Genomic DNA, 18,188 nt, shown 5'->3' on the forward strand with positions numbered 1-18,188 from the left:
GCAGTCGGGCGTTGGACGTGCGTGGGGCAGCCCAGACCGACGGTGAGGCGGTTCGCGGCCGCGGCGAACGCCAGGTTGACGTCGATGCCGACGGCATAGGGCTTCATGCATTCCGCGTCCGTCAGCGGCCGGCACCAGTCGAAGGACTCCTCCACCAGCATCTGGTCAGGGGTGCGCTGGTGGTGGCGCGCGAACTTGCCCTTCGACACCGGGTGCCCGTCGGGAACCTCGCACTCCACCGGCTCGTACACGGCCGGCAGCGCGCCGGGCGCCGGTGCACTGCGCCACTCCCCCGTGCGCTCGTCCTTCACCGCCATCGTCGTCGGGTGCAATGGTCGCTTCGGGCGCTTCGGGCGCCGACCGTGGTTCGAGAGCGCGGGCAGGCCCGTCGGCATGTACGCGTTGCGGCGCGGGGTCACACCGTTCAAAGTCCATGCACATGCACCGCTGGTACAGGGGCACTTGGGCAAGGACAGATCCCCGATCGGGGTCGGCGGGACGTTCATTGCCGGGCCGGGGAACCCATGTGGTCCATAATGGAGGGATGTTGCATCTTTTATACCGGTTGAAGCGATCGATATACCCCGGTGCCCGGCCTGGCGCGGTGGTCCAACTGCTCAACCGCTACTGGAGATGGAAATACAGTTCCGCGCGCGGGCGCAGGGGCGGTGTCACGCTGTGCGTGCGGGGACGGTCGAGCGCCAGGACGATCTCTTTCCCCGTGATGATGGTGGACTTCGAGGGCAAGCGGTACGTGGTTTCGATGCTGGGAGCCGACGCCAACTGGGTCCGCAATGTCCGTGCCGCGAGCGGGAAGGCTGTGATCAGGCGCGGCCGGGACTTCGATGTCCGGCTGCAGGAGCTTCCGGTGGAGAGCCGCGCCCCCATCATGAAGCAGTACCTGCAGGTGGCTCCTGGTGCGCGGCCACATGTACCGGTGGACCCCGACGCACCGCTCGACGACTTCGAGCACATCGCCGCGGATTACCCGGTGTTCGAGGTCAGTGGTCTACCCGCCGGGTAGGCACGGTGGCGGCAGCGTGGGGCCCCCTCGGGTCGGCTCATCGGTCGTCGGGCGGCGGCGGGCGCCTCAGGACGGCGAGCTGCGCCAGCACGATTCCGGCGAGCATCATGGCGGATCCGGCCAGTTGTTCCGGTGACAGCACCTCGCCGAGCACGATGTAGGCGAGTACGGCTCCGGCCACCACCTCCAGGGTCAGCATGAGGCTGGCCGAGGTCGGCGGGAGCCGGCGCTGGGCGGCGGCGCCGAGCGCCAGGCCGCCGGCCATGCCGATCACTCCCACCCAGATCACCAGCGCCCAGACCGGGACGGTCCAGTCGTTGAGCGCAGCATCTCGCCCCAGCGCGTCGAGCGGGAACGGTTCGAAGAGGGTGACCAGCGTGAGGGTGACGGCACCCACGGTGGCCCCCCAGGCTGACATGACCAGCGGCTCGTAGCTGCGCAGGCCTCGCTCGGCGAGCAGGAAGCGGCTTGCCAGAGTCAGCGCGGCCAGGAGTGCCAGCCCCAGGCCGGGCCCGTCCAGACCGCCCCCGGACCACACTTTCCCGGTGAGGGACAAGCCGATGAGGGTGAGGCAGATCCCCGCCCACACCAGGCCGGAGATCTGTTTGCGCTGGACGAGCCGCACCCAGAGTGCGACCAGCAGCGGGGACAGGTACTCCACCAGCAGGGCCACGCCCACCGGGAGCCGTACCAGGGCCATGGTGAACGCGACCTGGTTCAGGGCGAGGCTGATGGCGCCGTAAAGGAGGACCAGCCACATGTCGCGCGCTCGCACGCGCAGTTGTCCGCGGTGGAGGGTCGCGGCGACGAGCAGCAGCAGCGCGGCTCCCACGATCGCTCGGGCCTGAATGATCTGAACGGCCGTGAGCCCGGTCGTCCCCAGGGCCTTCAGCGCCGGCGCCGCGCCGCCCATCGCGACGGCGGCTGCGACCGCCAGGCCGAGCCCGGGCAGCAGCCGGCCGCTCCTGCCGCGGCCAGGAGCGGGCGAGCGATGCGGCGCTTCGCCACCGTGCGGTTTCAGCATCGCCACCGTGTGGTTGCTCCCTTGTCTTCGTGGGTGCGTCATACGTTCTTCTGGACGGGGCTACCGGGTCAGCCGCGCACGTGACGGCACGACGTGGTCACGAACGAGTCGTCCAACTCCTCGACCGTGGTGATTCCCAGCTGCAGGAGGGCGTCGCTGAATTCGGCGTGCAGGAGGTCCACTACGCGTTCCACTCCCTGCTGACCGCCGAGGCCGAGCCCCCAGAGGTAGGGTCTGCCGATGCACACCGCCCGGGCTCCGAGCGCGATCGCCTTGGCGAGGTCGATGCCGGAGCGGATCCCGCCGTCGAGGATCACCGGGTGAGTTCGCGGGACGGCCGCGACGATCGAGCGCAGGGCGAACAGGGCCGGCAGGACACCATCCAGCTGACGGCCGCCGTGGTTGGAGACGATGGTCGCGTCGGCACCCAGATCGACGCAGCGCCGGGCGTCGGCCGGCCGGAGCACGCCTTTGACGAGGATCGGCAGGGAGGTCCGGGCGCGAATGCGCTTGAGATCGTCCCAGGTGACAGGGATCTTTTCGTGCCGACCGCCGCGTGGTGGATCGCCCTGCAGGATTCCCAGGGTTCGCAGGGTTCCGTAGTCGACGCCGGGGGGCAGCCGGTAGCCCGCCCGCACCGTGGTCAGCCGCCGCGCCGGGAATGATGCGTCAACCGTGACGACCAGGGCCGAGGCGCCGCAGTTCTCGGCGTACTCGACCGTGGCGTCGACGTCCGTGCGAGAGCGGTAGGGGAACAGCTGGAACCAGGTACGGCCAGGCGCTGCTTCCGCGATCTGGGAGTAGGCGAAGTGCGAGTCGGTGCTGACGATCGACAGCAGGCCGCGCTGGGCCGCCGCTCGTCCGGTGGCCAGTTCGGCGTCCGGATGCACCAGCCGCTGCGGGCTCGTGGGCGCGAGCATGAGCGGGAAGCTGAGCTCATGGCCCAGCACCGTGGCCGATGTGTCGAGTTCCGCGGGGCCGTCGTGCAGCCCCCGCGGGCACAGCCATACGTCGTCGAACGCTGCCGTGTTGGTGGCGACCACACCGTCCGATCCCGCTCCGCCTGCCACGTACTGGGCGACAGGCCGGTCCGCGTGAGCCATCCAGCGCTGCTCGAAGTCGGCGAGCGACAGGAGTGCGTCGAGGTCGGGCACGTGCTTCTCCTGTTGCCTCACCAGATGCCTTCGATGGCCGGGATCGGCGGGACGACGCGCGAGCCGTCCATCATCTGCAGCACGGAGTGCGGGATCGACTTGATCGAGTAGAACCGCCGAAGCCATCGGTCCTGTCCGTCGTAGCGGGGCTCGAACGCCGAACGCCCGTGTGCCGCGACGTTGTTGTCCAGGAGGGCGCAGTCGCCCGGCTGGAGGATCACGTCGTGGCAGACGTCTTCGAGCGCCTCGGCAAGAGCGCGAAGTGCGGCACGGCCCGCCTTGTTCAGTGAGGTGGTGTTGTGGGAGTTGAAGCGCATGAACGGCTTGTCGGTGCTGCCGAACAGGACCGGGTGGGGGCCCGAGGGAGCGGGTTCCACGGTGGCCTCCCTGGTGAAGGAGCCCGGGTAGTTGCTGTAGAACTGGCACTGCCGCAGGGATTCCACCGTCTCGGGCTTGAGCAGGTCCATCGCTTCGCGGCAGGAGGCGATGCGGGTCGACGCGATGCCGTCGTGGTCCTGCCGGAGACAGATCAGGCCGATGAAATCCGGGCGCAGCGAGTGGTGGACGTTCTCGATGTGAAAGTCGAACGCCACGGATCCGGAGCCCTCGATCCGTGTCTCCTCGCCGGGCAGCGGCTGCACGTTGTGGACCAGGTCGCCGCTTTTCTCGTCGGCGTAGCCGATCATCGTGCCGAGCGTTTCGGCGATGAGCATGCCCAGGCCGGCCGTGCCGTGACCCGGTAGGGTCGCCGGTTCGCCGTCGGCGTGTGTGGGCGGGAGCGGGCCGAGTTCCAGGCCGCGCAGGAGCATGAAACCCCTCTCGCCCGAGTCCCGGCCGAAGTCCTGTATCGCTTCCTTCACGCGTATGGGCAGGGCGTCCTCGCCGACGGCCTCGGGGCCGTGGTGGACGACCTCCTCGGCCTGCTGCCACAGGACGGAGCGTTCTCGGTCGGTCAGTTCGAAAAGCGGCGCAGTCATCAGACCCCTCGAATTCCCCTGCTCTGACGGCAGGTGATCAACAACTGGTGGCTCCTGGTGACACGCCGCGTGCGGTGAAGGGCGGCGTGATGGCTGACCAACGCATCAAAAACCGACCGTGTGGTTTTGTCAAGGCGAGAAAACTGCACAGGACATCGCCCAACTGCGGCATCTCCACGGGGCAAACCACCAGTAAGCATGCATATCTCCCCCATGGGGCAGGCGAGCAATAAACCGACTGTCCGGTTGTCTTTTCGGGTTGGCCTGGCTACCTTCATCGGGTCGGCGCAGCGCCACAGGGGTGCAACCACACGGAGGGACGACCCATGGCACGCTTATCGCCCGTTCTCAAGCCAGCGACTCCGGTCACCGTCAGTCACGCAAAAGGGCTGGACGTGTACGGAGACGACGGGCAGCGATATCTGGACTTCACTGCCGGGATCGGGGTCACCAGCACCGGCCACTGTCACCCGTGGGTGGTCGACGCGATCGCCTACCAGGCCAGTCGACTGATCCACGGCCAGTACGTGACCGTGCGACACCGGCCCCTGCTCGACCTGTGTGACCGTTTGGGGCAGGTACTTCCGGCTGAGCTGCAGTCCCTGTTCTTCGCCAACTCCGGCAGTGAGGCGATGGAGTCGGCGCTGCGCCTGGCCCGGCAGGCCACAAGGCGCCCGAACGTCATCGTGTTCCACGGCGGCTTCCACGGCCGGACCGTCGGCGCCGCGTCGATGACCACCTCAAGCCCGCGATTCCGCACGGGGCACGCCCCTCTGATGGCCGGGGTGCACATCGCACCGTTCCCCTCCGCGTACCGGTACGGCTGGAGCGAGGACGAGGCCACCCGGTTCGCCCTGCAGGAACTCGACTTCCTCCTGGCGACCGTGACCGCCCCCGAGGACACCGCGGCTCTCATCGTGGAACCGGTATTGGGCGAGGGTGGATTCATCCCTGCCACCGCCGCTTTCATGCAAGGACTACGGGAGAGGGCCGACCGCCACGGGTTCCTCCTGGTGGTGGATGAGGTCCAGACCGGGTTCGGGCGGACGGGGCGGTTCTGGGGCCATCAGCACTTCGGCGTCGAGCCCGACATCCTGGTGGCCGCCAAGGGGATGACCAGCGGACTGCCGCTGTCGGTGATGGCCACGTCGGAACGGCTGATGAGCGCCGCCCCCGCGGGCTCACAAGGCGGAACCTACGGCGGCAACGCGGTGGCCTGCGCTGCGGCGCTGGCCACGCTCGACGTCATCGCGGACGAAGAACTCGTGGCGAACGCGTCTCTCCAGGGCCTCCGGCTCGCCGAGGGACTGATGGAGATCGCCGAGGAGCACGAGGTCGTGGGTGACATTCGCGGGCTCGGCCTCATGCTCGGCTGGGAGTTCTCGTCACCGGACGGCCGGCCGGACCCCGAGAAGGCGCTCCGTGTCCAGCAAGAGGCCATCGCCCAGGGGCTGCTGGTGCAGATCGGCGGACCACTGAGAAACGTACTGAGGCTGCTCCCCGCTCTGATCGTGGAGGAAGCCCAGGTTGACCAGGCAGTGAGTGCGCTGTCCCGGGCCCTTGCCTCGGCCACCGGGCTCTCGCGCACCGGCATGACGAAGGAGCGAGCATGACGGGGAAGTCCCCCAGCCCCATGAAGATGCGGGCGGTTCCCGGGGCGCGGCTGGCCCACTTGCCTCAGGTACAGCGGCTGGACCCTGCCGTCCGCCGGGACATCGAGGTGGTGAGCGCGGTCCTGCCGTTCAAGGTCAACAACTACGTGCTCGACGAACTCATCGACTGGGACAGGGCTCCCGACGATCCGATCTACCGGCTGACCTTCCCCGACCGCGACATGCTGCCCGAGCCGGCATACCAGGAGGTCGCCGAACTGATCGACCGCAAGGCGCCCCGCGCGGAACTGCGCAGCGCCGTCAACAGGGCTCGGCTGCAGCTCAACCCCCACCCCGGGGAGCAGCTGCAGGCGAACGTCCCCGAGGACGAGACGGGCTCGCTCGTCGGTCTGCAGCACAAGTACCGGGAGACGGTGCTGGTGTTCCCCGGACAGGGCCAGACCTGCCACGCGTACTGCGGATACTGCTTCCGCTGGGCCCAGTTCATCGGCGTCGCGGAACTGAAGCAGGCCGTGTCCGGGCCGGAGCAAGCTCTCCAGTATCTTGCGGCCCACCCCGAGGTCTCGGATGTGCTGTTCACCGGCGGGGACCCGATGATCATGTCTACGGACCGGCTCCGGTCCTACCTCTCCCCGCTGCTGGAACCCCGTTTCGCACACATCCGCAACATCCGCATCGGGACGAAGGCACTGTCCTACTGGCCCTACCGCTTCACCACCGACGCCGATGCGACGGACCTGCTGCGCCTTCTGGAAGAGGCGACTGCGGCGGGTCGGCACGTGGCCGTGATGGCGCACTTCTCCCATGTCCGCGAGTTGGAGACGGATGCCTGCCGGCAGGCCATCCGGCGGATCAGGGATACCGGCGCCGTCATCCGTGCGCAGGCACCTCTGGTGCGCCATGTGAATGACGACCCGGCCGTGTGGGCCCAGATGTGGCGGACGATGACCCGACTCGGTGTGGCGCCGTACTACATGTTCGTGGAGCGGGACACCGGAGCCAGCCAGTACTTCGAGTTGCCGCTGGACCGAGCCGTGTCCATCTACCGCGACGCGATCTCATCGGTCTCCGGGCTGGAGCGCACGGCGCGCGGGCCGGTCATGTCCGCCTCGCCCGGCAAGGTGGCAGTCGACGGCATCGCCCGCATCGCCGGCCAGGACGTGTTCTGCTGCCGCTTTCTGCAGGCGCGCGATCCGAACTGGGTCGGCCGGCCGTTCTTCGCCAAGCACGACGAGCACGCGGTGTGGTTCGACGACCTCAAGCCGGCGTTCGACGAACCGTGGTTCTGGCAGACGGAGCCATTTGGCCAGGACCGCTGAGAGCGGGAAGTGAGGGTGCGGGGCCAGACACGCCCCGCACCCTCACTTCGCCAGTTCCGGTTCGGCCCGCAGGTCCGGGATCCGGGTGCGCTTCATCGCCACGACGAAGTGCAGGAAAGCCGCCATCAGCAGGGCCACCGTGATCCACAGTCCTTCACGCGCCCCGAACAGTGAGCCGAGGCTGCCCCCGAGCAGCGTGCCGGCGCTGAGCGGCCCGTAGGCGACGAGGCGAGTGGTCGCCGCGACGCGGCCACGCAAATGGTCCGGGGTGAGCCTCTGGCGGGTGGAGGTGCTGAAGACGTTGTAGACGGTCAGACCGAATCCGTAGAGAACGAAGGAAACGGACCAGATCGTCACGGTGAGCGGGGTGGGATCCGTGGCGAGCGGGATCAGCACCGGCGCGAACGATGCGATGGCCATGCTCGCCACGACGACACGCTTCAGCCCCCACCTGCGTTCAGCCTGCTCGGCGGCGACCGCGCCCAGCATGGAACCGACGGCGCCGAGCGTCACGGTCAGGCCGAGCAGCGCCGGCGTGACGCCGACGACGGAGGCCGCGTACACGGTGTACAGGGTCAGCATCGCCTGCTCGAAGAAGTTGAACAGCGCGGCCTGCCCGATCAGCGTCCGCAGTACGGGTATGGACAGCAGGAGCCGGGCGCCCGCGGCGATTTCGCTCACCATGCGTTCGCGAGTCACCGGCGCGACGACCGGCGGCTCGCGCCGGTTCACGCTGAGCAGGACGAGCGCCGCGATCAGGTAGAGCACCGCCCCCATCAGAACCGCGCCGGAGCCGCCCAGCCAGTTCATGAGCAGCCCGCCCAGGCCGGGTGCGGCGACCACGACCAGCGTGAACACCGCTTCGAGCCGCCCGATCGCGGCGACCAGTTCGGATTCGCGCACCAGACTCGGCGTATACGCCTGCGCACAGACCTCGGCGATGGCGACGAGTGAGCCGAAGCCGAAGGCGACCGCGTACAGCATCCCGAGATGGAACTCGTCGAGCCCGCTGAGAACCGGGATGATCAGCAGCGCCAGCCCGCCCGCCACGTCGGTGAACAGCAGCGTGGGCCGCCGTGGTCGCCGGTCCAGCCACATTCCGATGAAGAGGGTCACCACCAGCACCGGCACGTACTGGGCGGCGGCGACCACGCCCACCTCGAAGGGCGTGGCCGCGAACGAGATCGTCGCCAGCAGCGGGAAGACCATCGTCATGCTCTTCGACGCGACGCTGGTCAGCACCTGACTCAGCCAGAAACGAGCGAAATCCCCGTTGAGCAACAGGCGCGACTTCAACAGAACTCCAACCACTCGTCTTCGACCACTGCCTTGGCCACCGCTGTGGAGGACTCGGTGAGTTCGCGCAGCTGGGCCGCGTTGTAGGCGCGGATGGCGTCGTTGTGGGCGGCGTCGCCGAACACATCGAGCATCCACAGGGGGCGGACCTCGGCGCCGCGCATCGCCTTGGTGTCGGTCGACGCGATGCCGGCGTGCATCCAGCGCCTGCCATGGCGCAGCGCGTCGCGGACCGGCTCGTAGTAGACGAGGTTGAAGTACTCGGCGACACCGACCAGTTGGTCGTAGTGGAATCCGGCGCCCTTGAGGAAGGTCGCGTCGCCCCAGCGGTAGAACAGCAGGAACCCGACGGGGGGTTCGCCCTCTCGGCCGCACATCAGCACCCGTGCCGCCTCGCCCATCGTCTCGGCCTGGACGCGCAGGGACTCGGCGAGCACCGAGACATCCGCGGGCTGCCCGTAGCGGGCCTGGGTGCCCTGGGACATCAGGGCCGCCTCTTCATAGCATTCCGAGAGCGGCTTCTCGATGAAGTGGTAGTTCGCGGAATCGAAGCGCCGCTGGTCCCGGCGGATCAGCTCGCCGCGGCGCTTGGACGGCAGCGTGCGCATCCAGCCGTCCCAGTCACCGCCCTCGGTACGGATCCAGGCGTCGGCGGCGCACAGTACGGGCTCGGCGCGTACCCCGGCGGAGCGAAGGGCGCGCACGTCGGCGCTGGTCAGGAACATGCCGTGGCACGGGATCTGGTCGGGGTCGCCGTGGTCGAACATCCGGTCCGCCACGGCCCGCCTGCGCAGGCCGGCGAGTTCTTCCACCAGGGCTGAGGCCCCTTCGGTGCGCTCCACCCCGTCGCTGATCAGCAGGTTCGTCTGATAGCCACGGCGCGGGCCGACGAGGAGACCTTGCGGGCTCACCGCAGGCAGGCCCGCCTTGTCCAGCAGCCGGCTCCATTGGTAGAACCCGTTGTTCTCCTCCCACACCGCGGTGACCGGAACGGCAGCGGTGCCGCCGGGCAGCCGGGCGTGCACGTTGCCGGTGAGCGTGCGGCCCCCGGGGTCATCGACACAGAAGTCCAGCCACCCGCTGGTGGCATAGAGGTGGTCACCCGCCAGCCGGTCCCATTCCTCCTTGCCCAGCCCCTCGGTCGGGGAGCCGAAGCCGGTCGTCCGGCAGCTGTTCACGGTCATGCTCATATCGGCCTCCACCGTGGCGGTTCACACACTCTGGGGCGTCGCCGGGAGCGCCAGCGTCCGGACCTGCTTGCCGACCCTGGTACGCAGCACGACCCGTCGCTGCCCCCCGTCGTCGACGACCTGGACGGTGCGCTCGTCGGTCCATCCCTGAAAGCGGAATTCGTTGTCCCCGATGTGCACCAGGCCCGCGTAGGGGGCTCCGTCGTAGTGCAGCACCAGACGGCCGTCCTGCACCCTGATCTCGGACGGGACCGTCGGCTGGTCGATGAGGAACTCGCCGTCGGCCTCCTCCCAGTCGGTGAAGGACTTCGGTACCTCGAAGGCGACCTGGTGCAGGGCCGAGGGCCGCAACGGCTGCTCATCACGGTTGACCATGATCTTGTCGAAGGGCAGCTCGGCGCGGACCTCCGGCGGGAACAGATCGAACAGCGCCTCGGTCACCTGCACATCCAGCACGAAGTGCACGCGGTGGCTGCGGCCGCTGTTCTCGATCCGGTGGGTGCGGGCGAAGTTGCCGAACCAGAGCGAGCCCGCTTCCCATACGTACGGGGTCTGTCCGAAGAACAGTTTCGCCTCGGGCAGCGTGATCACCGGTACGTGCAGTCGGGCGATGCCCCAGGTGAGCGCGTACTTGTTGTCGAAGTGGTCGGGGCCGTAGGTGTCCGGGCCCAGTGCCATCAGGCGCACGGAGCGCAGCGGCGACGGGATCGCTCGCATCACCGCGTGCAGGTGCGGGGCGAGTTTTGTGTGGGAGGTGTCGGCGAACGACACCAGGCCCGGTCCGCCCGGGTCGGTGCGCGCCTTGTCCCCGCCTGTGCTGCGCAGCGGCATGATGTGCCAGTCGAGTTCGGTCTCGACCAGGTGGTCATCGGTGACGAAGGTCTTCTGCAGTTTCCAGTCGGCGGCCTGTTCCGCGCGCAGGGCCTGCACGTCGCGTACCAGGGAGTCCACGTCGAAGTTCGGCGTGAGCCGAACCACATCGGGGATCCCGGCCTGTGCATCCGCAATCGTTCCAGCAGACACGTCTGTTCCTTCCTTCGTATGACTGACTGTGCTGACGAAAGAGCTGTTCGGAGGGAACTCGGACGGCCTTGGCCGCACACTCATAGCCAAGAAAAAACCAACCGAGCGGTTCTGTCAATGGACGGCTGAGAGCACGAACACCGGCCTGCTCTCGCTGTCTCCGGTCAGGGAAGCGGTGGTGACGCCATGTGGTTGAACTCCGCCATCTCCCGGAAGATCTGGGGCAGTTCCAGGGGCCGGCCCAAGGCGCCGCCCTCGAGTTCGGCGTAGGCCCGGTGGAGGTTGCCCACGATGCGCTCGGCGCGGGTCAGGTGGCAGAAGCGGCCCGTCCCTGTCCTCCTGGCGGTCTCCAGCGGTGTCAGGCCTTGCTGCCAGCCCTCCATCGCGACGATCTGGATCCACCGCAGGTAGGCCTCCGTCTCGTCGAAGACCTTCGCGCCCCGGATGGGACCGCGCCCGCAGACGACCGTACGGGCGCCGAAGGCCCGCAGGGTCCTGATGGCCGCCAACGCCCCTTCCACGGAGCCCATCACCGTGCACGGGGCCGCCCCCGCCAGCACCACGTCGCCGGTGAACAGCACCCGGTCTCCCGGCAGCCACACCACCACGTCGTTGGTGGTGTGCGCGGGCCCGCAGAAGACGAGCTCGATGCGTCGCTCCCCGCTGTACAGGGTGAGGCGCTCGTCGAAAGTGACCGAGGGCAGAACGGGACGCACGTCGCCCCGGCCGGCGCCAGGCCACAGCTCCGTCGGAGCGGGTTCTGTCTCCGCCATCTCGCTGCGCGTCAGCGAATGCGCGATGACGGTCGCCTCGGGGAAGGCACCGTTGCGGGAGATGGGGCCGCCGTGATGGTGTGTGCTGACGACCTTGCGGACGGGTCCCGCGCGCAGGGCTTCCATGGAGGCGCGCAGGGCCTGCGTGCGTGCTTCGGTCGCGACCGTGTCGATGACCGTGACCCCCTCGGGGCCCGTGATGATGCCCGCGTTGTTCTGGCACCAGCCCTCGTCGGGTGGGATGTAGGCGAACACCCCGTCGGCGTTACCCGTCGTGCGCGACTGTCGCAGTACCCGCAGGTGGTGCCCGGCGCGGAGCAGATCCGGCTCGGTCATGGAGGGCCCCTTTCGGTGGCTGGCGGGTGGCGCGCAGGAAGGCTTCAAGGACGTGATCGGCACGCAGCGGAGCAGGCGCGCCTGCCGCGCCCGGGCCGGGCGGGTCAAACGGATGAACCGACGGTGACGGCCGTCGATCCGATCGACTCGTGCAGGTCGGGTGCGGACACGAACTCCGCGTGCAGGGCCGCCACCGCGCGGGAGCAGTCGGGTTCGGCGACCGTCGCGGAGATCCGGCTCTGCGAGGTGGCCAGGGACAGGGGGTCGATCCCCTCGGCGAGCAGCGTGTTCAGCAGGCGGCCCAGGGTTCGGGGGTCGCTGAGCAGACCGGAGCCGACGACCGACACCTTGGCCACGGCGGGGTCGACCGCGACCCGGCAGGGCAGGGTCGCGAGCAGGCTGGTCACGGTGTCGATGTCCTTGGCCGGCACCGTGAAGTCCCACCCGTGCCGCTGCGCCCTGTCGGTGAACCTGGTCATCACGTCGATCGGCACCGACGCGTCGGCCAGCAGGGCCAGAACTTCGGTCCCCGGCAGTGGGGCCTCGGGAGAGGCGCTCACGATCGTGATCCGGGCGTTCCCCGGCTCGTGGGACACCGCTGCCACACGGTCCTCGGTTTCCAACATGACGGGTTCTCCTTCCTGTTCGGAGACCACGACGGTCCCCGGGCTGCGGCTGAAGGTGCTCCGTACGTGCAGGGCGACGCCCGCGCGGCCGGCCAGTTCCACCGAGCGCGTGTGCAGTACCCGGGCTCCGGCATAGGCCATCTCCGACATGACGCTGTTGCGGACGACCGGAATCAGCCGAGCCTGCGGCACGATGCGCGGGTCTGCCGAGAAGACGCCGTCGACGTCGGTGTATATCTCGCAGGCCGCGGCGCCGAGTGCGACGGCCAGAGCCACGGCCGACGTATCGGAGCCGCCCCGGCCCAGGGTGATGACATCGCCGTCCGCGGTCAGGCCCTGGAAGCCGGCCACGACGGCCACTTGCCCATGGGACAGCGTCTGGCGCAGCCGTGTGGTGTCCAGCTTTTCGATGCGCCCGTTGGTGTGCTCGCCGGACACGGTGAATCCGGCCTGCGCTCCCAGCAATGACACCGCGGGGATGCGCAGTTCGTGCAGTGCCATCGCCAGCAGGGCGGCCGAGCGGGCTTCTCCCGTGGCCATCAACTGGTCGAGTTCGCGGCTCGGCGGCACGGCGACGGCCGAACGTGCCTCGTCGATGAGCCGGTCGGTGGAATCGCCGCGGGCGGAGACGACGGCCACGACGTTGCTGTGCCGGTGGGCTGCGGCAACGATGCGCGCGATCCGTGCGAGCTGCTCGGGGGTGGTTCCCATCGAGGTCCCGCCGAACTTGAGTACGCGAGCCGGGCGCTGGTCGAGGGTGGGGCGCTGATGGGTGGAGGGTGCGGATGCCACGTTGTCTCTTCCCGTCACGAAGTGGAATCGGCGGTGCGCCGGGCCGCGGGCACGGGCACGGGGGTGTTCGCCATGGCAGCGAAGCTGCGGTGCATTACGGCGACGATCACGACGACGGCCAGGGCCGCCCCGCCTCCGATCAAGAACGTCGCGGCGCCGAGGCCGGCCCCGATGAGCCACAGTCCCGCTGCCACGGCGAGGGATTCGGCCAGTCCCCAGACGAAGGTCAGGGCGCCGACGGCCAGGCTCGTACGTCCACCCGCGACCGCGACGGCCAGCGTCTGGTACACCGGGCCGTAGAGCATCTCGCCGATGGTGATGGCGAGGACGGCGAGAAGCATGAGCGCCATGCCGCCCTGCGGCGCCACGAGCAGGATGGTGCCGGCTCCCAGGGCCAGGTTGGCGCCCACGATGAGGGCGGGCTCGCGCGCCTCTCGGCACAGCCGGGTCACCAGCGCCTGCGTCACCACGATGGCGACGCTGGCAAAGGCGAACAGGAGGCCGACGCTGCGTGCTCCCAGGCTCGGGCTCGCGTAGGCGGCGAACACGCCGTAGAACTGCGCGTACGTGATGTGGGTCAGGAAGTTGACCCCCAGCAGGGCGCCCATGCCCCGGGGCAGAACTGCGGGATCCGGCGCCTTCCCCGGCGTCTCGCGCACCGGCACGCGTCCCGTCGCGAGGCGCGTCGCCAGCAGCCCCGCGAGCACGGCGAACCCGATCGGGGCCAGCACGTAGTACCGGCCCGTGGCGGCGTAGGCCAGAGAGGAGACGAAGGGGGCCAGGCCGCCGGCCGCGTTGAGTGCGACGTTCTCGTAGGAGAAGGCCCGACGGGTCTCCTCCGGGCCGAACTGGTGCACGATCAGCGTGAGTTGGGCGAGCGTGGCCAGCGAACCCGCGAGGCCGAAGATCCCCGAGACCAGCATCCAGGCGATGAGCGAGCCGACCGGGAGCAGCGCCATGGCACACATCAGGCCTGCTGCCGCAGCCATCACGAGCTGCGAACCGATGATGGAGGCCCGCTCGCTGCCCGGCGGCAGGACGCGGACGAATGCCAGGGAGCCGAGCCGGTTCGCCAGGACCGCGGCGCCGGTGATCAGGCCGCAGTCCGCGGTCGAGAAGGAATCCTGGTCCAGCAGCCACACCGTGAAGAAGGGGTACAGAACGCCCCATGTGCTGTAGGTGAGGAAGCGGACGGCGTAGATCGTCCAGCCGCCGGGCGGCGCCGCACGCTCACGACTCATGAGGGCGCCACCCAGGCGGGCCGGCGCGGGCCGTCGGTGGTGTGCACCACGACGTTCTCGATCTCACGTGCCACGTCGCTCGTGAGGCCGGTGAGCATCCCGACCCAGGCGGCGTCGCCGGTGCCCACGGGCCCGACGCGGGCCCCCTTCGGCGCGACCTGGGTGTGCAGGCAGCGTCCGCCGTCCGGCGCGGTCACCGAGGTGATCTGCCCGCCTTCTTCGATGCCGTAGTAGTACGACAGGGTGGACTCGCCACTGCCCTGGGGGTGGTAGGCGGGCTCCGGGCTGGTGCCTGCGGCCGGCAGGCCCAGCGTGAGGACATGGGCGAGGATCTCGGCCGGGTCCAGGCCGTGAGCGAGCCCGAGTTGCTCGACGATGGCACCGCCGCCGAGGCGTCCGATGTTGGCGTCGATGAGGAACGGCCGCTTGCCGTTGACCAGGAACTCGCAGTGGAAGTAGCCCTGGGACAGACCGGAGCGTTCGACGAGCGTGGTGACAGCGGTCTTGCACAGGTCCTCGGTACCGCGGGGCAGCCGGCGATCGGCAGGAAGCAGGTTGCTCACCTCCGTCCAGGAGATGCGCCCGCGCTGGGAGAAGTCGACGAAGACGATCCGGCCTTCGGTGACGTAGCCCTCCAGACTGAACAGCGACCCGCGGATGTCCGCCTGCAGCACCCAGGGGTGGGCAGCGTCCTGCGAGAGGCCGGTGGTGGCCACGGCGTTCCACACGTCCAGCGGTCCGGCCCCCTGGGGCAGACGCGCCGCGCCGCGCCCGCCGGCCTGCTCGGCCGGTTTGAGGATGTAGCCGTCGGGCGCCGGAGCGAGGGTGGCGGGGTCCACTGCAAGCCGGGCTGCCTCGCCTGCCGTGAATTGCCGGGTCGGCGGGCTGAACTCCGGTATGAGAGACGCGACTTCGGACTTGGAGGCCAGCCGCACGGCGACCGGCTCCGGCCCCTGCAGATCGTAGGTGGCGGCGATCTCCGCGATGAGCGGGAACTTCTCGTCGTACAAGCCGGTGATGGCGAACGCGTCCTCGGTGATCGACGGTTCGTCGGCCAGCAGACGCAGGACCGCGGCCCGGTCCTGGATGTCCGTCGGAAAGCAGGCGCAGTCCCGCAGGCTCTCGGCGGCCTGGCCGGCGAACTCCTCGGGGTCCGCCAGGAAGACGGGCTCGAACCCGGCCGAACGCAGCGCCCGGGGGACGTACTTGGCGCTGGTGGCATTGACGCCAAGAATGATGATCTTCTTCACGCTGACCACTCCTTCTCCCGCGGGGCTGCCATGGCGGGCACGGAGGCCCGGCGGCTGCCGATCTCTTCCAGGACGCCGATCGCGTAGTCGATCTCCTGCTGCGTCGTGCGTGGTCCCACAGCCAGCCGCACCGCGTGCGAAATACCGTTGCGCAGGAGGTAGTTGGGGGTGTGTGCGCCGTCGATGAGCCAGCAGGCGACACCCGCCCGGCACAGCTCGTGCCACAGCTGCTCGGGCCCGATGCGCTCGTGGGTGACGCAGATGATGCCGGTGTGGTGGGTGCCCGGAGCGTGCACGCGCAGCCCCGGGATCTGCCGGGCCCGCTCGCGCAGGTCTTTCGACAGACCGGCCATCCCGTCCCAGTCATTGGACCGGGCCTGCCGCAGGGCGGTGTCGAGCCCGACGAAGGCCGACACGCTTCGCTCACCGAGCTCCAACCTGGTCGCGCCGCCGGTGAGGTGACGGATGCCGCCGCCGGGTGCGAACGCGTGGGTGTGCACGTCGACGCTGACCGGCTCGGCTGCCGCGAGGAAGCGGGGGGACACCACCGCGAAGCCTGTGCCGCGCGGCCCGAGCAGCGACTTCTTGCCGTTCGCCGTCAGCAGGTCGACGGGCGTGTCCGTCAGGTCGATGGGGAGCTGCCCGACCGACTGGCAGGCGTCGACGACCAGCAGCGTGCGCCGGTCACGGACGAGTTCCGAGAAGGGGGCCAGCGGGGTGAGGGCCCCCGTGCAGGAGGGCATGTGTGTCACCGAGATCAGGGCAACCCGGTCGCTGATGTGCTGGTGGCACCATTCGATGTCCACGTCCCCGTCCGGGGTGAGTGGTATCTCCTGGATCGAGAATCCCGCGGTTCTCTGCGCGTTCTTGAGAAAGAGGAGGTTGCCGGCCCATTCGTACGGCGTCGTCCACACGGTGTCGCCTGCGGTCAGGGTCAGGCCGGCCACGGCGCTGTGCCAGGCGCGGGTCGCGGAGTCCGACATCGCCACGGCTTCCCGCGGACAGTTGAACAGCTGCGCGAGGCTGCGGTACACCCCGTCCTGGATCAGTTCCGCGTAGGCACGTTCGGCGAAGTAGGAGCCGATCGTCCCTTCCAGCGTGAGGTAGTCGGCCACCGCCTCGCGGGTTTCGCGGCTCTGCAGCCCGGAGCCGGCCGTGTTGAGGTACGAGCGCCACCGCGTCGAGTAGGTCCGGTCGATCATGCGTGCCTCCCCGCAGGCTCCGCAGGCTCCGCGGGCTTGGTGTGTGCGAGGGTCAACACCTCGGCGAAGGTGGGCGAAGAGGCCTGGGGGTCCCCGCCGGCCCGGCGCCAGCGCCGGTACTTGGCGGCGTACGTCACGACCGTCTCCGCGCCGGCCCTGTTCTTGGCGCGGGTGACGATGCCGCCCCACAGGGCGTCCCAGCGGGCGTAGGTGGGATCGTCGAGCAGGATGCGGTGGGCGCGCTTCATGTTCCAGAACGGGATGCTCATGTTGAGGTGGTGCACCAGGTGGTAGTTGTCGTGGTGCCTGCCGAGCAGGTAGTTCTCCAGGGCCCATCCATGGCGGTTGCGCGTCATCAGCAGCTGGGCGCGCTCGCTCTCGGGCATCGGGTAGTGCTCGGCGAGTTCCGAGAGCCATCCCACGGCGACCGCGCTGGTGAACAGCGGCACGATCCAGAAGAGCAGCAGCAGATGCAGCGTTCCGGTGGCGGCGCAGGCCCCCGTGATCAGCACCCACTGCACGGCGAACATCAGCCGTTCCGCGCCGAGGCCGACCGGCATGGAGACGTTGGTTCCCGGCCCCCGGTAGAAGATCCGGTCCCGCACGATGTACCGGACGTACGAGGCGGTGCGCAGGCCCAGGACGGCCAGCGCGATGTTCTCCAGGAAGAAGCGGGCGTCCGACTTGGCCGGGTCGTACAGGCCCAGATCCCGGTGGAACTCGTAGTCGGGGTCCTTCTGCGGGTCTCCCAGGTAGCGGTGGTGGAAGCCGATGTGGCTGGTCCGGTAGGGCGAGTACAGGTGGAAGACGAGATAGCCGGAGAACACCGTCCCCAGGGTCAGGTTGAGCGCCGGATTGCGGCTGAGAACCTTGTGCGACGCCTCGTGCAGGAGGTTGACCATCGCGCGCTGGGTCGAGCCGATGAAGAGCAACGCCAGCGGGTACAGCCACCAGGAGATGTACAGGCACGCCCAGATCGCGACGGCGACACCCACGTAGTCCGCGAGGATCGCGCGGATCGCGTGCCAGTTGTCGAGTGCGCCCAGCGGCCGGAGTCTCTTGCGGATCTCCGGGGCGACCTTGCTGAAGTCGTAGTCGACGTGTCCTCGCATCGTGGGAGATTGAGTCGAGGGCGCCATCGGCGTTCCTCCCTGTGGCAACGGAGGGCCTGATCGGCCCGGGGACGCCAGAAACGTAGGCGGCGGACCGTGCCGGGCCGGTGGTGCTACGACTTCTGTCACATGCCGGCGCGCTCAAAGGCACATGCGGGCGTGGCTTTCGGCCCCTGTCCGCAATCGTTCCGGGAATCGTTCACGGGTACATATGAGAAGTGCATATAGGCCCGGAC

At 69.0% G+C, this 18,188-nt stretch carries 15 protein-coding genes; 3 read left to right on the forward strand and 12 right to left on the reverse strand.

Features of this window, described 5'->3' with window-relative positions; genetic code table 11:
* Nucleotides 1-721: 721 nt before the first annotated feature.
* Nucleotides 722-1,024 carry a hypothetical protein gene (locus OG302_RS00275; protein WP_371524615.1) on the forward strand — a complete coding sequence of 101 codons (303 nt, stop codon included), beginning with the start codon at nucleotides 722-724 and terminating at the stop codon, nucleotides 1,022-1,024.
* Between the two features lie 37 nt (nucleotides 1,025-1,061).
* Here the strand turns inward: OG302_RS00275 and OG302_RS00280 are convergent, their stop codons facing one another.
* The 3 genes from OG302_RS00280 to OG302_RS00290 all read right to left on the reverse strand — a co-directional run bounded on the left by OG302_RS00280 (nucleotide 1,062) and on the right by OG302_RS00290 (nucleotide 4,179).
* Nucleotides 1,062-2,048: a DMT family transporter gene (locus OG302_RS00280; protein WP_371749981.1), complete on the reverse strand. Its 987-nt coding sequence runs from the start codon at nucleotides 2,046-2,048 to the stop codon at nucleotides 1,062-1,064.
* 68 nt (nucleotides 2,049-2,116) lie between these two features.
* Nucleotides 2,117-3,202: an alpha-hydroxy acid oxidase gene (locus OG302_RS00285; RefSeq protein ID WP_371524617.1), complete on the reverse strand. Its 1,086-nt coding sequence runs from the start codon at nucleotides 3,200-3,202 to the stop codon at nucleotides 2,117-2,119.
* 17 nt (nucleotides 3,203-3,219) lie between these two features.
* Nucleotides 3,220-4,179, reverse strand: coding sequence for a TauD/TfdA family dioxygenase (locus OG302_RS00290; protein ID WP_371524619.1), 960 nt, complete (start codon nucleotides 4,177-4,179; stop codon nucleotides 3,220-3,222).
* A 326-nt stretch (nucleotides 4,180-4,505) separates the two neighbouring features.
* Here OG302_RS00290 and OG302_RS00295 point away from each other — a divergent pair, with 326 nt between their 5' ends.
* Both OG302_RS00295 and OG302_RS00300 read left to right on the forward strand, forming a co-directional pair.
* Complete coding sequence (locus OG302_RS00295) at nucleotides 4,506-5,792, forward strand: aspartate aminotransferase family protein (RefSeq protein WP_371524621.1); 1,287 nt, start codon at nucleotides 4,506-4,508, stop codon at nucleotides 5,790-5,792.
* A complete protein-coding gene (locus tag OG302_RS00300; protein ID WP_371524623.1) occupies nucleotides 5,789-7,111 on the forward strand; it encodes a KamA family radical SAM protein in 1,323 nt (440 codons plus the stop codon). The genes OG302_RS00295 and OG302_RS00300 overlap by 4 nt, the downstream gene beginning before the upstream one ends.
* 42 nt (nucleotides 7,112-7,153) lie before the next feature.
* On the opposite strand, the gene OG302_RS00305 is transcribed toward OG302_RS00300, so the two are convergent.
* The 9 genes from OG302_RS00305 to OG302_RS00345 form a co-directional block, all read right to left on the reverse strand.
* Nucleotides 7,154-8,422 (reverse strand): MFS transporter, encoded by a 1,269-nt coding sequence (locus OG302_RS00305; RefSeq protein ID WP_371524625.1) that lies wholly within the window; start codon nucleotides 8,420-8,422, stop codon nucleotides 7,154-7,156.
* Nucleotides 8,404-9,597, reverse strand: a complete 1,194-nt coding sequence (locus OG302_RS00310; protein ID WP_371524627.1) for a peptidogalycan biosysnthesis protein — start codon at nucleotides 9,595-9,597, stop codon at nucleotides 8,404-8,406. Before OG302_RS00310 ends, OG302_RS00305 begins: the two co-directional genes overlap by 19 nt.
* A gap of 21 nt (nucleotides 9,598-9,618) precedes the next feature.
* On the reverse strand, nucleotides 9,619-10,620 hold the full coding sequence (locus tag OG302_RS00315; protein ID WP_371524629.1) for an aspartyl/asparaginyl beta-hydroxylase domain-containing protein: 1,002 nt from the start codon (nucleotides 10,618-10,620) through the stop codon (nucleotides 9,619-9,621).
* Nucleotides 10,621-10,784: 164 nt separating this feature from the next.
* Nucleotides 10,785-11,729, reverse strand: a complete 945-nt coding sequence (locus tag OG302_RS00320) for an MBL fold metallo-hydrolase (RefSeq protein WP_371524631.1) — start codon at nucleotides 11,727-11,729, stop codon at nucleotides 10,785-10,787.
* Between the two features lie 104 nt (nucleotides 11,730-11,833).
* Nucleotides 11,834-13,147: an aspartate kinase gene (locus OG302_RS00325; RefSeq protein ID WP_371524633.1), complete on the reverse strand. Its 1,314-nt coding sequence runs from the start codon at nucleotides 13,145-13,147 to the stop codon at nucleotides 11,834-11,836.
* Nucleotides 13,148-13,161: 14 nt separating this feature from the next.
* Nucleotides 13,162-14,388, reverse strand: coding sequence for an MFS transporter (locus OG302_RS00330; protein ID WP_371524635.1), 1,227 nt, complete (start codon nucleotides 14,386-14,388; stop codon nucleotides 13,162-13,164).
* A complete protein-coding gene (locus OG302_RS00335; protein WP_371524637.1) occupies nucleotides 14,385-15,638 on the reverse strand; it encodes a hypothetical protein in 1,254 nt (417 codons plus the stop codon). Before OG302_RS00335 ends, OG302_RS00330 begins: the two co-directional genes overlap by 4 nt.
* Nucleotides 15,635-16,840 (reverse strand): aminotransferase class V-fold PLP-dependent enzyme, encoded by a 1,206-nt coding sequence (locus OG302_RS00340; protein ID WP_371524639.1) that lies wholly within the window; start codon nucleotides 16,838-16,840, stop codon nucleotides 15,635-15,637. The genes OG302_RS00335 and OG302_RS00340 overlap by 4 nt, the downstream gene beginning before the upstream one ends.
* Nucleotides 16,837-17,952 carry a fatty acid desaturase gene (locus OG302_RS00345; RefSeq protein WP_371524641.1) on the reverse strand — a complete coding sequence of 372 codons (1,116 nt, stop codon included), beginning with the start codon at nucleotides 17,950-17,952 and terminating at the stop codon, nucleotides 16,837-16,839. Before OG302_RS00345 ends, OG302_RS00340 begins: the two co-directional genes overlap by 4 nt.
* Between the last annotated feature and the right edge of the window lie 236 nt (nucleotides 17,953-18,188).

It is taken from the genome of Streptomyces sp. NBC_01283, from assembly GCF_041435335.1.
Classification (GTDB): domain Bacteria; phylum Actinomycetota; class Actinomycetes; order Streptomycetales; family Streptomycetaceae; genus Streptomyces.

Bases quoted from the DNA above. Each gene is read 5' to 3' on its own strand.
- OG302_RS00280 (WP_371749981.1), bottom strand. From the start codon at position 2,048: ATGCTGAAACCGCACGGTGGCGAAGCGCCGCATCGCTCGCCCGCTCCT.
- OG302_RS00290 (WP_371524619.1), bottom strand. From the start codon at position 4,179: ATGACTGCGCCGCTTTTCGAACTGACCGACCGAGAACGCTCCGTCCTG.
- OG302_RS00295 (WP_371524621.1), top strand. From the start codon at position 4,506: ATGGCACGCTTATCGCCCGTTCTCAAGCCAGCGACTCCGGTCACCGTC.
- OG302_RS00300 (WP_371524623.1), top strand. From the start codon at position 5,789: ATGACGGGGAAGTCCCCCAGCCCCATGAAGATGCGGGCGGTTCCCGGG.
- OG302_RS00310 (WP_371524627.1), bottom strand. From the start codon at position 9,597: ATGAGCATGACCGTGAACAGCTGCCGGACGACCGGCTTCGGCTCCCCG.
- OG302_RS00320 (WP_371524631.1), bottom strand. From the start codon at position 11,729: ATGACCGAGCCGGATCTGCTCCGCGCCGGGCACCACCTGCGGGTACTG.
- OG302_RS00330 (WP_371524635.1), bottom strand. From the start codon at position 14,388: ATGAGTCGTGAGCGTGCGGCGCCGCCCGGCGGCTGGACGATCTACGCC.
- OG302_RS00340 (WP_371524639.1), bottom strand. From the start codon at position 16,840: ATGATCGACCGGACCTACTCGACGCGGTGGCGCTCGTACCTCAACACG.
- OG302_RS00345 (WP_371524641.1), bottom strand. From the start codon at position 17,952: ATGCGAGGACACGTCGACTACGACTTCAGCAAGGTCGCCCCGGAGATC.